Below are 12,554 nucleotides of genomic sequence, written 5' to 3'. Positions count from 1 at the left end.
ACGCAGTCTCAGATCCCGAGCAGCTTGCGCGCGTTGGCCTTCAGCACCTTCGGGCGGATCTCCTCGCGGATGTCGAGCTTGGCGAAATCGGCCAGCCAGCGATCCGGCGTGATCACCGGCCAGTCTGAGCCGAACAGCATCTTGTCCTGCAGAATCGAGTTGATGTAGCGCACCAGGATCGGCGGGAAGTATTTTGGCGACCAGCCCGAGAGGTCGATATAGACGTTCGGCTTGTGGGTCGCGACCGACAGCGCCTCTTCCTGCCAGGGGAAGGAGGGGTGCGCGAGGATGATCTTGAGGTCGGGAAAATCGGCCGCCACGTCGTCCATGTACATCGGGTTGGAGTATTTCAGCCGCATGCCCATGCCGCCCGGCATGCCCGAGCCGACGCCGGTCTGTCCCGTGTGGAACAGCGCGATCGCGCCGCCCTCGTTGATCGCCTCATAGAGCGGATAGGCGAGGCGGTCGTTGGCGTAGAAGCCCTGCATCGTCGGGTGAAACTTGAAGCCGCGGACGCCATACTCCTCGATCAGCTTGCGCGCCTCGCGCACGCCGAGCTTGCCCTTGTGCGGATCGATCGAGACGAACGGGATCAGCACATCGAGATGATCCGAGGCGACCTCGAGCATCTCGTAATTGTTGTAGCGGCGGAAGCCGGTCTCGCGCTCGGCATCGACCGGGAAGATCACCGCGGCGATGTTCTTCGAGCGGTAATAGGCCGCGGTCTCCGGCACGGTCGGCGGATGCTTGTGCGGCGACTTGAAATAGTCCGCCATCTGGGCCTGGAAATCGTCATAGCCGTCGTCGGCATGCATGCCGCACGGCTCCTCGGCATGGGTGTGGATGTCGATGGCGACGACGTCGTCGATCTTGGGCAGAGCGAGCTTTGGCATGGGCGTTCCCGGCGTTCGGTTTTTGGCTTTATGAAATTGATTATACCATATAACGAATTTGGCAATTGGCATTTGGTGCGGCGACCCGGTTCCCCCGCCGCCTCAGGCGCAGCCTCTGTTGAAGCCAGCGCCTCAATCGTTGACATCGCCCAAGTCGGTGGTTAGAAACCGGCCACTCCGGGCGACCCAGTCGCTTGCGGAAATCCCTTTCTATTTGCCACTTCCGGCCTGTCCAACACGGCCTTTCGAACGTATCAGGATGTCCCATGAAGGTCCGTAACTCGCTGAAGTCGCTGCGTGGCCGCCATCGCGCCAACCGTCTGGTTCGCCGCAAGGGCCGCGTCTACGTGATCAACAAGGTCCAGCGCCGATTCAAGGCCCGCCAGGGCTGATCGAGTCACGGCTGGTTCAGCCCAGTTCTGCGCAGCCTGCTCACAGGTCTTTGACGCGCGCTCTGCTTTGCAGGGCGCGCTTTCTGCGTTTAGACTTGCCGCATGGCAAAACGCTCCTCCCTGGCGATTCTGCTCGCCGCCGCCGTCATCTGCATACCGCACCTCGCGTTCGCGCAGGGTGAGCCGCGATCGGGCGCCAAGCCAAAACCCCCGGAAGCGCCGTCGAAGCTGCCGAAAGTCGGCGCCGACAAGACCAAAGGGCTCGATTTCCTGTTCGGCGCCCTGAAGGCTGCGCCTGACGAGATCAGTGCCAAGCATGTTGAGGCCCGGATCTGGGCGATCTGGCTGCAGACCCCGAGTGACACCGTCGCGCTCTTGATGGCGCGCTCCAAGGCTGCGATGGACGCGAAGCAGAACGAGGTGGCGCTCAAGCTGCTCGACTCGGTCATCAAGCTTCGTCCCGATTATGTCGAAGCCTGGAACCGCAGGGCGACGATCTATTACCTCCAGAACGACTATGGCCGCTCGCTCGCCGACATCCAGCAGGTGCTGGTGAGGGAGCCCAGGCATTTCGGCGCACTCGCCGGTCTCGGCATGATCATGCAGGACCTCGGCGAGGAAAAACGGGCGCTGGATGCCTTCCGCAAGGCGCTCGAGGTCAATCCGCACCTCGACAAGGTGCCGGAGCTGGTCAAAACCCTGACCGAAAAGGTCGAGGGCCGCGACATCTAGGCTTAAAGCCCGGTTAACCCTATCCGGACGGTCGTCCTTGCCGGGCGATCCACGCGATCCCAATTGCCGTTGACCGGACACAACTTGGCCAGGAGACGGCGCAATGCGGCGTGCAGTGCTGACGGCAGCGCTTGTGGGAATGACGGGTTTGGGAATGACGGCGACCGCCGCCTGGGCGGACGATCTGTTCTGGGTGGTGGGCAATCGCGCCACCGATCGCTGCGAGATCGTGACCAGCAACCCCGTCATCATCGGGGACATCTGGTTCGCGTCGGGACCGTTCAAATCGAAGGACGACGCCAAGCTGGCGCGATCGACGATCAACGCATGCCCGAACAAGGACCTAACACAGGAGGACTGATCGGCGCTATGCGCTCCGATCGGTCGACTTAGTGAAACGCGGTGCTGCGACGCTCCGGCATGCCATACTGCGCGGCTGCGGCATACAGCTGCGCAATCTCGGCCTCGAGATGCTCGTTGACCAGCAGCAGCGCCTTCAGCGCGCCGCGGATATCGCCGTTGCAGCTCGCGACGATCTCGTCGATCGCAGATTCGCTCGAACGAAAGCTCATCGGTAACCCCCTCCCAAAACACCAAACTAAACGCAGGGCCGGTCATCGCAGGTGACGTCCTGCAATGACCCAACCGGAAGTAATTCACGGTCATCAGCCGATTGCGAGGAAAAGTCCCGACCATGGTTATAAAATGGCCGACGACGCAGTGATGACAGGATTTGAGGCCGAAACGACCGGGCGACGCCGCTGGATCTGCAACCCCTAGCAATCGCGCCCGTAACTGTCTTGGTGACAGGCAGAAAACTCTCAATGATTTCAATGTTCTTAGTGGGTGCATTGGCCGTGCTCGCGCTGGTGACCCGGGCCGGTGTCGCGGTCGTCGAGCACCGCTATCCGGCCCAGGGGCAGGCCATCGATGTCAACGGGGCCACCATCAATCTTGTGGATATCGGTCCGCGCGACAGCCAAAAGCCTCCGCTGTTGCTGCTTCACGGCGCCAGCTCGAACCTCGAGGCGATGCGCAAACCGCTCGGTGACATGCTGGCCGAGCGCCACCGAGTGCTGCTGGTCGACCGTCCCGGCCACGGCTGGAGCCCGAGAGCCCGGGCTGAGGACTCCACCCCGGCTGCGCAGGCGCGGATGCTCGACGAGGCGCTCGACCGGCTCGGCACCGGGCCGGTGATCCTGGTGGTCCACTCCTGGAGCGGCGCGCTCGGCTTGCGCATGGCGCTCGACTTCCCGGACCGGGTGGCGGGGCTCGTGATGCTGGCGCCGGTCGCCTATCCCTGGCGCGGCGGGGTCGGGCAGTACAATGCGGCGGTGACCACGCCGGTCATCGGCCCGCTGCTCGCCCACACCATTACCTTGCCACTCGGCCTGGCGCTGATGGGCCCTGGCGCCCGCGGTGTGTTTGCGCCGCAGCAAATGCCGGACGATTTCGTCGACCAGAGCGCGACGCCGCTGCTGCTGCGTCCGCGCGAATTCCTCGCCAATGCGCTCGACCTCGTCACCCTGAAGCAGGCGGTGATCGAGCAGGCGCCGCGCTATGGCGAGATCAAGGTCCCCGTCACGATCCTGGCCGGCGATGCCGACAAGACCGTCTACACCGATATCCACGCGCGGCGGCTGGCGCAGGTGCTGCCCCAGACCCGCCTGATCGTCGTGCCCGATCTCGGCCACATGGTTCAGAACGCCGTGCCGGAGCTCGTGACCGCCGAGGTCGACCGGATGGTCGGCGTGCTCACCGCGACCGAGGCGGCCGCGCCTTGAAAACGAAAAAGCCCCGGCACGCGGCCGGGGCTTCGAGGGCGGAGCGGATGTCGCGCCGCTTACTGCTTCTGCTTGCCGTCCTTGTCGAACGACGACACGTAGGCCCAGAGATTGTTGATCTCGGTCTCGTTCTTGATGCCGGCGAAGGTCATCTTGGTGCCGGGGATCTTGGCCTTCGGATCCTTGATGTATTCCTTGAACACGGCCTCGTTCCAGGTGATGCCCGAGTTCTTGTTGGCTTCCGAATAATTGTAGTCCGGCACGGTGCCCGACTTGCGGCCGTCGAGGCCGTTCAGTTCCGGACCAACCTTGTTCTTCGCACCTTCGCCGATCGCATGGCAGGGCAGGCACTTGTTGAAGGACGTCTTGCCGGCGGCGGCGTCCTGCGCCAGTGCGGCAGTCGCCAGCGACGACGAGGCGAGGATGACGAGCGCGCTCAAAGTCAATTTCTTCATGGATCAGGCTCTGTGGGTTACGAGACAAGTCTGTGCGGAGGTTTGTTGCATGGCCTCCCCGCTCACACAAGTCGCTCGGCGCGATCGGGTTCAGCAATATCGTCGCGATCTTTGCGCGGCCGCAAACAGCGAAAGCCGCGCGGCCGCCTACCCAAAGCGCCGCGGTTGTGGTTGATATGACGGTCAAAATCGACTTCAGGAGACGCGCGCGATGGCGATCATGATGCCCGAGGCGGATCAGGCGGTGCTGGCGCGCCGTGGCGAAATCGTTGCTGCACTGCGTGCAATCGTGCCGGGCGAGGGCGTCATCGACAGCGCCGCGGAGATGCTTCCCTACGAGTCCGACGGATTGATGGCGTATCGCCAGCCGCCGATGGTGGTCGTGCTGCCGGAGACCACGGCACAGGTTTCGCAGGTTCTGAAATACTGCCATGAACAAGGCATCAAGGTGGTCCCGCGTGGCTCCGGCACCTCGTTGTCCGGCGGCGCTCTGCCATTGGCCGACGGCGTGCTGCTCGGCCTCGGCAAGTTCAAGCGCATCCGCGAGATCGACTTCGACAACCGCGTCGTCGTCACCGAGCCGGGGGTCACCAACCTCGCCATCAGCCAGGCGGTGGCGCATGCCGGCTTCTACTACGCGCCCGATCCGTCGTCGCAGATCGCCTGCTCGATCGGCGGCAATGTCGCGGAGAATTCCGGCGGCGTGCACTGCCTGAAATACGGCATGACCACCAACAACGTGCTCGGCTGCGAACTCGTGCTGATGAATGGCGAGGTGTTGCGCATCGGAGGCAAGTGCACCGAGAACGCCGGCTACGATTTGATGGGCTTGATCACCGGCTCGGAGGGGCTGCTCGGCGTCGTCACCGAGGTCACCGTGCGCATCCTGCAAAAACCGGAGACGGCGCGCGCGCTGATGGTCGGCTTTGCCGAGGTCGAGGCCGCCGGCGAATGCGTCGCCCGCATCATCGGCGCCGGCATCATTCCGGGCGGCATGGAGATGATGGACAAGCCGGCGATCCACGCCGCCGAGGCCTTCGTCCATGCCGGCTATCCGCTCGACGTCGAGGCGCTCTTGATCATCGAGCTCGACGGTCCCGGCGTCGAGGTCGACGAACTGATCAGCCGGGTCGAGACCATCGCCAACGGCTGCGGCTCGACCACCTGCCGGATCTCGACCTCGGAGGCCGAGCGCAATCTGTTCTGGGCCGGCCGCAAGGCGGCCTTCCCTGCGGTCGGGCGCATCTCGCCGGACTATCTCTGCATGGACGGCACCATCCCGCGCGGCGCGCTGCCGAAGGCGTTGGCGCGCATCCGCGAGCTGTCGGACAAATATCAGCTCGGCTGCGCCAACGTCTTCCATGCCGGCGACGGCAATCTGCATCCCCTCATCCTCTACGACGCCAACAAGCCCGGCGAGATGGAGCGCGCCGAAGCCTTCGGCGCCGACATCCTGCGCTGCTGCGTCGAACTCGGCGGCGTGCTCACCGGCGAGCACGGCGTCGGCATCGAGAAGCGCGATTTGATGCCCGACATGTTCACCGAGATCGACCTGAACCAGCAGCAGCGCGTGAAATGCGCGTTCGATCATTTGGGCCTGCTCAATCCGGGCAAGGTGTTTCCGACCCTGCACCGCTGCGCGGAGCTGGGGCGGATGCATGTGCATGCGGGGAAGCTCGCGTTTCCGGACCTGCCGAGGTTCTGAGGCGCGCAGACCTCTCCGCGTCGTCATTGCGAGCGCAGCGAAGCAATCCAGGGGCGTGGGCGGGACTCTGGATTGCTTCCGTCTTCGCTCTTCGAGCTTCGGCGGACAAGTCGCTGCGCTCGCAATGACGCGGAGAGAGTCCGACTCAACATCCGTCCGATCACGCGACGACGAAATCGTAGGGTGGGCAAAGCGCCGCCGAAAAGCGGCGCGTGCCCACCGTCCATCAGCGCGTCGCGCGGCAAGACGGTGGGCACGACGCCACTGCGATCCCGCGTGAGGAGAGCTCAGTCCTTCGCCTCTGCCCACCCTACAGCTCCGTCGTTTATCTCCCTCCTCATGGTGAGGAGGCGCGCGCCCGTCCGCGCATGAGAGCAAATAACGACGTCCGCGCGCCGTCTCGAACCATGAGGCCCCAACAGCCAGCTCCTCCGCGTGAAATCCATCTTTGCGTCGCAACTGCATTGGACATGACTCCGCAGCCCCGCGGCGTCCTCCGCCCAGGTGATGCGTCCGTCTGCCCTCCAAACCAATCGAGAGGGCACGGGGAATGCCGGGTGAAGGCCTCACCCATGGCCCGCCTGCAACAAAAAAAGCAGGCGGCAGTCACCACAGGTTCAGCCGATCATCCGGCATTCCCCGCGTGGCGGTCTTAACGCTTATACGTGCTCGCCCCGGGGATCGGCTGTTTTGTCCCCGTCGCCGACGCGATGCGCAGAGGCATCATCGCCGGCTTGGCCTCAGCACCGGGAGGCCAGGCCCACACGATTTCACGTCCGCATCGGACTCGTTCGTCGGCGCGACACGAAGCCACGCTGCGACCCGACACGGCCACCACATCCCCACCCCACGTATCGTGACGACCGCGCGTACGCCCCTCGGAGGGATGGGATGCGGACATCATACATGATTTCGTATAAAGCGAAAGAAGAATTTTTGCGATGAGACTTGTTTGACGTTCGACGTTGAAATCGCTGGCGAAAGGAGTTTCTCGTGCGAACGATCTTGCCGTGCCGATAGTGGCCCGAAGCTACTTGCAGATCGGGCATTGAGCTAAGTGGTCAAGCGAAATCGGCATTTCGCTCCTTCCTCCTCAACGGCTATGTTTCATTGGTTGATAGAGTTCGCAACCTTGGGCTTAGGCCGATTCGAGGATGATAGATGGTCCCCGTCTAAAAAGCGGATTGATTCGCATGAAGCAAATGCTGAAGCGCTGGTGGGAAGGCAATTATGTGCCGCCGCGCAATGACCCCGAGGGTTCTCTAATCATCCTGCTAGGGATTTATGAAAAGCATTGGACCTCGAAGGTCGCCCATACCTTGGCCGACTTCTGGCTCAAGTACTGGCAATGGTGCATGGGGTTTGGGTTAGCGGTCTTCGGTCTAATCTTTAAGCATTGAGGAAAATGGGCCGGAGCTGTGATCCGCTATTAAGTGGTTCGAAAGGGCGGCGGGTTACGCTTCGCTAACCCGCCTACAGACCAAGAACTTAAAACAAGATCCGCCTAGTGAGCCATTTAGTTGACCTTCGTTGGTCGTCGGGCGCTGGAAGCTAGGGCGAAGGCCCCATTCGTTCAGTCAATTCTGGAGGCCACTGAAGGTCCTTCGGCCATTTCTGAGCCAGCCTATGCCCTTCGGTCAATTGGTCCGGCGAGAGGAGTGCTCTTACTCGTTGGAAGTCGTCGGTGGCGAATTTGTTTCCATCGGCAGCTGCATGGCCTACGAGCACGTAAGCCAAGATCAGGTCCTTCTTGTAGCCGAAAGAGCCGGTTGCGTACATGATGCCGAGGCTATGTTGAGCGTTGCTGTTGCCTTGTTCGGCGGCTTGGCGGAATAAACGCACGGCCTTGATCTCGTCTTTTTCGACTCCGTGCCCCCTGGCATACATGAAGCCAAGCATGGTTTGCGCGTCCGGGTAGTTTCGCTCGGCTGCTCTACGATACCACTCGGCTGCCTGTCTGTCGTCTTGAGGAAATCCCGGAGTTCCGGTCTCGTACATCTGACCGAGGTTGAATTCAATTGCGGCTCCATCGGACGCGTCAGTCGAGCAAGGACGTCGATGTAGCCTTCCGTCGCTGAGTTGGGCGACAAACGTAAGACGAAACTTCGTTGTAGGTTTCATCTTCATAGCGAAAAACTTCTTTCTGCCCTCTTCTGTCATGGGTTTTGAAAAAAGCAGCGAGGTCGCAGCATCGACGTCGCCCTGATCAGCGGCGCGCTGGAGCCACTCATCCGCCATGGCCCTGTTCTTTGCTACGCCTTCGCCGCGCAGATAAAGGCAGCCAAGATTATACTGGGCATCGACATCGCCCTGTTCGGCGGCATCGCTCCACTCTTTGAAGGCCGCGCTATAGTTGCCGGAGCGATAATCCGACACACCGTCATCGAAGCCGCTCAGAGCGGTCGTCGATGAAAGGATCAGAACCGCGAGGGCAACAGGAATTGATGGTGACATCTCTAAGATCCCGACCGTGCAAGGTGGGATAACATAGCCAAATCGCCAAATGGAAGACGCTATGTTTCCGGCACCGCTTAGTACGTAGGGCGATTGAGCCGAAGGCGTATTCCGTCGCGTGGCTCGAAAGGTCGGCGGGTTACGATTTTACTAATTAGCTAGCTGGGCCACCCTGCTGCTGACAACCTTGCAGCTCGCGGTTGAACGCAGCTCCAAAAATACGACTGTAAATAGAAATAGTATGACTGCAAGCAGTGTGTCAGAAGGTCAGCGGGTTGCGCTTTGCTAACCCTAGGGACCGCCGCCGATCAAGGAGAGGCAGAGTTGGGAGAGCGACGATGTCTGTGCGGTCCCACGATCAGCCTCGCATGACGTTCGGTTTACCTTTTCATCGATTGCGGGTTTGTACCGTTTAAGATACAATTATCTCATGGTCGAAATCCGGCAAACGGCCGAGTTCAAGGCGTGGCTGCTCGGCCTGCGCGATCTGAAGGCAAAAGCCAGGATCGCCGCGCGGATCGAGCGGGCCGCGAATGGCAATCTCGGCGACAGCAAGCCGGTCGGCGAGGGCGTCTCCGAGATGCGGATCGATTACGGCCCGGGCTACCGGATCTACTATCGGCAGCGTGGAGACGTCCTGGTCATCCTGCTCTGTGGTGGCGACAAGAGCACGCAACAGTCGGACATCCGGCGCGCCCAGGCACTGGCGAAGAGAGAGGCATAGCGGATGGCAACGACACGCTTCGACGCGGCGGAATACCTGGCGGAGCCGGAGGCACAGGCCGAGTTTCTGGCGGCGGCGCTCGAGGATGGCACCGCGGATGAGATCCGCGCCGCGATCAACACCATCGCGCGGGCGCGCGGCATGTCGGACCTCGCGAAGGCGACCGGCATCCGTCGCGAGCAGCTTTATCGGGCGCTGGGCGAGGACGGGAATCCGGAGTTTGCCACCATCCTGACCGTGCTCCGTGCGCTCGGGGTGAAGCTGACGTCGGCGCCGGCGAAGGGGGCGTCAAAGGCGGCTCCGAAGCGGAAGACGGCGAAGAAGGTTGGGCGGCGCGCTGCGTAAGCCGGCGTATGCTCTTGCTGCTCATGCTGGCTACAGGTCTGGGCGTTACGGTCAGCGCGTAGGGCGGATTAGCCGAAGGCGTCATCCGCCGCGTGGCTCGAAAGGGCGGCGGGTTACGCTTCGCTAACCCCCCCCTACGAACTACAAGTGCACCACCCGTGTGGTTGCCCCTCACCCCAACCCTCTCCCCGTGAAGGACGGGGAGAGGGGGCGCACCGCGCATGGGGTGATGGCTCGTGTCACGTCGACGGGGCTGCTGGCGAGTCCGTGCCCTAAAAGGCCGAACGTTCGGTCCGACGCGTCCGTTGTTCCCTCCCATCCCCTTGTCCCCGCACGATCTTTTCGCCACACCGGGCTGCCCTTTTCACTCCTCATGCTCTAGAACGAGTCCAACGCCGGTGGCCGCGCGTGGCGGTCGCCTTCATCATCAACAAGCAAGGCGAGCAGTGGTGGACGCCCTGAAGGTACGGAACGCAGCCGATGTGGAGGAGGTGGTCCGGTCGGCCATCGCCAATGAGCAGCCGCTGGATGTGATCGGGCATGGCTCGAAGCGCGGGATCGGGCAGGTGACGGCGACCAATGCCGTGCTCGACCTGTCGGCGCTGAGCGCGGTCGTCTCCTATGAGCCGAACGAGCTGATCGTCACGGCGCAGGCCGGCGCGCCGCTCGGCGACCTCTTGTCGCTGATCGATTCGAAGAGCCAGCAGTTCGCGTTCGATCCGATGGATACGGGGCCGCTGCTCGGCACCACGGGCCGGGGAACGCTGGGCGGGATGATCGCGGCGGGGCTGGCCGGGTCGCGGCGGGTGAGGGCCGGCGGGGTGCGGGATCATCTGCTCGGGGCGCATGCCGTGTCCGGCTTCGGCGAGAGCTTCAAGACCGGCGGCAAGGTGGTGAAGAACGTCACCGGCTATGACCTTTGCAAGCTGCTGGCGGGCTCCTGGGGCACGCTGGCGGTGATGACGGAAGCGACGTTGAAGGTGATGCCGCGGCCAGAGGCCGAGCGGACGCTGGTGCTGCGCGGGCTCGATGACCTCCAGGCGAATCAGGCGATGACGGCGGCGCTGGGCTCGCCGTTCGACGTGTCCGGCGCGGCGCATCTGCCGGCCTCGTCGCTCCGGCCGGATGTCGACGGCTTGAGCGCGGCCGGCTCGCCGCGCGAGGCCGTGACGGTGGTCAGGCTCGAAGGCATCACGGCCTCGGCCGTGCATCGCGCGGGATCGCTGGCCAAGCTGCTGGCGCCGTTCGGCGCTGCCGATGTCATTGCGGATGAGGCGTCGGCTGCGATCTGGAGCGCGGTGCGCGACGTCATGCCGTTTGCGGCCCATGGCCAGCTCGGCGCCTGGACGGTGTGGCGGATCGTCTGCCCGCCGGTCTCCGGCGGCGCGCTCGGCCAGGCCTTGGCGCGCCAGACCGGCGGCGAGGTGATCTATGACTGGGGTGGCGGGCTGATCTGGGCGGCGCTGCCGCCGACCGCCGATGGCTCGGCCGGCCTGGTGCGCAAGCTCGCAGGCGCCGCCGGCGGCCATGCCACCCTGCTGCGCGCCTTCGACGAGGTGCGCCAGGCGGTCGATGTGTTTCCCCCGCAGCCAACCGGCGTCGCCGCGCTGGAGGAGCGGGTTCGCGTGTCCTTCGATCCGAAGGCTGTTCTCAACCGCGGGCGGATGCGTCGGAGCGTTGCGTCATGAAGACCGAATTCACCCTGGCGCAGCTCGCCGATCCCGATATCGCGGTGGCCGACAAGATCCTGCGCGCCTGCGTGCATTGCGGCTTCTGCACCGCGACCTGCCCGACCTATGTGCTGCTCGGCGACGAGCTCGACAGCCCGCGCGGCCGCATCTACCTGATCAAGCAGATGCTGGAGAAGGAGCAGGCGCCGACATCGGACGTGGTCAAGCATATCGACCGCTGCCTGTCGTGCCTGTCCTGCATGACGACCTGTCCCTCGGGGGTGCACTACATGCACCTGGTCGACCAGGCGCGGGTGCGGATCGAGGAGACGTATGAGCGGCCGCTGACCGACCGCTGGCTCCGCGCCGTGCTGGCCTATGTGCTGCCGCGGCCGCGCGCGTTTCGCTGGGCGATGACCCTGGCGCGGCTCGGCCGGCCGTTCAAGGCGCTGCTGCCGGCGTCGTCGCAGACCACGGGGCCGGCGCCGAGCCTGCTGCGCCGCCTCAGGGCGATGCTGGATCTCGCCCCCGCCGCGGCGCTGCCGGCGCCGAGGCCTGCGGGCGGCAGCGTGTTCGCCGCGCAGGGGACGCGGCGCGGCCGCGTCGCGCTGCTGCAGGGCTGCGCGCAACAGGCGCTGGCGCCGCGCATCAACCAGGCGGCGATCAACGTGCTGACGCGGCACGGCATCGAGGTGGTGCTGGTGAGGGACGAGCAATGCTGCGGTGCGCTCACCCATCACATGGGTCAGGACGACGATGCCACCGCACGGGCGCGGGCCAATGTCGGTGTATGGACGGCGGAGGCCGCGCGCGGCGGACTCGATGCGATCCTGGTGACGACCTCGGGCTGCGGCACCGTCATCAAGGACTACGGCCACATGCTGCGCGAGGACCCGCAATATGCAGCGCCGGCGGCAGCCGTCTCGGCGATGGCGAAGGACATCAGCGAGTATCTCGCGGGTCTCGAACTCAGCGTTCAGGCGAAGCACGACGAGCTCACCGTCGCCTATCACTCCGCATGCTCGCTGCAACATGGGCAGAAAATCACGAGCATTCCGAAAGAATTGCTTTCCAAGTCCGGATTCGTGGTGAAAGATATACCGGAGAGTCATTTGTGTTGCGGTTCGGCGGGGACCTACAACATTCTCCAGCCTGACATTGCGATGAGACTGCGCGATCGCAAGGTCGCCAACATCGCGAGCGTCAAGCCGGATGTGATCGCGGCAGGCAATATCGGCTGCATGATGCAGATTGCCAGCGGCACCGGCATCCCCGTCGTCCACACCGTTGAGCTTCTCGACTGGGCGACGGGCGGTCCGCGGCCAGGATTGAATTGAAAGACGGGCGCGTGCGGTCTGCCGGCCCGTCCCGCCGGATGATCTGATCGCTCGGCGGCTACA

14 protein-coding genes are annotated in these 12,554 nt (G+C 63.7%); 10 read left to right on the top strand and 4 right to left on the bottom strand.

The features are described 5' to 3' along the window. Positions 1-8 precede the first annotated feature (8 nt). The gene (locus tag BRAD285_RS27550) at positions 9-893 is read right to left on the bottom strand and encodes a 4-hydroxyphenyl-beta-ketoacyl-CoA hydrolase (RefSeq protein WP_006611361.1); all 885 of its coding nucleotides are present in this window, start codon (positions 891-893) and stop codon (positions 9-11) included. Positions 894-1,159: 266 nt separating this feature from the next. Between BRAD285_RS27550 and ykgO the strand changes: the two genes are divergently transcribed. From ykgO to BRAD285_RS27535, 3 genes are all read left to right on the top strand, one after another. Beyond that, entirely contained in the window at positions 1,160-1,285 is a 126-nt protein-coding gene (ykgO, locus tag BRAD285_RS27545; RefSeq protein ID WP_006611362.1) for a type B 50S ribosomal protein L36, read from the top strand. A gap of 102 nt (positions 1,286-1,387) precedes the next feature. Further along, positions 1,388-2,017 (top strand): tetratricopeptide repeat protein, encoded by a 630-nt coding sequence (locus tag BRAD285_RS27540; protein WP_006611363.1) that lies wholly within the window; start codon positions 1,388-1,390, stop codon positions 2,015-2,017. 103 nt (positions 2,018-2,120) lie between these two features. Then, a complete protein-coding gene (locus tag BRAD285_RS27535) occupies positions 2,121-2,378 on the top strand; it encodes a hypothetical protein (RefSeq protein ID WP_006611364.1) in 258 nt (85 codons plus the stop codon). 28 nt (positions 2,379-2,406) lie between these two features. On the opposite strand, the gene BRAD285_RS27530 is transcribed toward BRAD285_RS27535, so the two are convergent. Beyond that, on the bottom strand, positions 2,407-2,589 hold the full coding sequence (locus BRAD285_RS27530; RefSeq protein WP_006611365.1) for a hypothetical protein: 183 nt from the start codon (positions 2,587-2,589) through the stop codon (positions 2,407-2,409). A 252-nt stretch (positions 2,590-2,841) separates the two neighbouring features. Between BRAD285_RS27530 and BRAD285_RS27525 the strand changes: the two genes are divergently transcribed. After that, positions 2,842-3,801 carry an alpha/beta fold hydrolase gene (locus BRAD285_RS27525; RefSeq protein WP_006611366.1) on the top strand — a complete coding sequence of 320 codons (960 nt, stop codon included), beginning with the start codon at positions 2,842-2,844 and terminating at the stop codon, positions 3,799-3,801. A 59-nt stretch (positions 3,802-3,860) separates the two neighbouring features. On the opposite strand, the gene cycA is transcribed toward BRAD285_RS27525, so the two are convergent. Further along, positions 3,861-4,256, bottom strand: a complete 396-nt coding sequence (cycA, locus tag BRAD285_RS27520) for a cytochrome c-550 CycA (RefSeq protein ID WP_006611367.1) — start codon at positions 4,254-4,256, stop codon at positions 3,861-3,863. A 211-nt stretch (positions 4,257-4,467) separates the two neighbouring features. Here cycA and BRAD285_RS27515 point away from each other — a divergent pair, with 211 nt between their 5' ends. After that, on the top strand, positions 4,468-5,961 hold the full coding sequence (locus BRAD285_RS27515; protein WP_006611368.1) for an FAD-linked oxidase C-terminal domain-containing protein: 1,494 nt from the start codon (positions 4,468-4,470) through the stop codon (positions 5,959-5,961). A 1,193-nt stretch (positions 5,962-7,154) separates the two neighbouring features. Next, positions 7,155-7,361, top strand: coding sequence for a hypothetical protein (locus BRAD285_RS27510; RefSeq protein WP_035645897.1), 207 nt, complete (start codon positions 7,155-7,157; stop codon positions 7,359-7,361). Between the two features lie 151 nt (positions 7,362-7,512). On the opposite strand, the gene BRAD285_RS27505 is transcribed toward BRAD285_RS27510, so the two are convergent. Further along, positions 7,513-8,415 carry a tetratricopeptide repeat protein gene (locus tag BRAD285_RS27505; protein ID WP_006611369.1) on the bottom strand — a complete coding sequence of 301 codons (903 nt, stop codon included), beginning with the start codon at positions 8,413-8,415 and terminating at the stop codon, positions 7,513-7,515. A gap of 430 nt (positions 8,416-8,845) precedes the next feature. Here BRAD285_RS27505 and BRAD285_RS27500 point away from each other — a divergent pair, with 430 nt between their 5' ends. From BRAD285_RS27500 to glcF, 4 genes are all read left to right on the top strand, one after another. Next, positions 8,846-9,139, top strand: coding sequence for a type II toxin-antitoxin system RelE/ParE family toxin (locus BRAD285_RS27500; RefSeq protein WP_006611370.1), 294 nt, complete (start codon positions 8,846-8,848; stop codon positions 9,137-9,139). A gap of 3 nt (positions 9,140-9,142) precedes the next feature. Next, positions 9,143-9,484 (top strand): addiction module antidote protein, encoded by a 342-nt coding sequence (locus BRAD285_RS27495; RefSeq protein ID WP_006611371.1) that lies wholly within the window; start codon positions 9,143-9,145, stop codon positions 9,482-9,484. Positions 9,485-9,933: 449 nt separating this feature from the next. Beyond that, positions 9,934-11,172, top strand: coding sequence for an FAD-binding protein (locus BRAD285_RS27490; protein ID WP_006611372.1), 1,239 nt, complete (start codon positions 9,934-9,936; stop codon positions 11,170-11,172). Next, a complete protein-coding gene (glcF, locus tag BRAD285_RS27485; protein ID WP_087877672.1) occupies positions 11,169-12,491 on the top strand; it encodes a glycolate oxidase subunit GlcF in 1,323 nt (440 codons plus the stop codon). Before BRAD285_RS27490 ends, glcF begins: the two co-directional genes overlap by 4 nt. The last annotated feature ends 63 nt before the right edge of the window (positions 12,492-12,554 follow it).

It is taken from the genome of Bradyrhizobium sp. ORS 285, assembly GCF_900176205.1.
In the GTDB taxonomy this organism is placed as follows: Bacteria; Pseudomonadota; Alphaproteobacteria; order Rhizobiales; family Xanthobacteraceae; genus Bradyrhizobium.
Note: the sequence above shows the minus strand (reverse complement) of the source record. Positions and strands in the feature narration are given on the sequence as shown.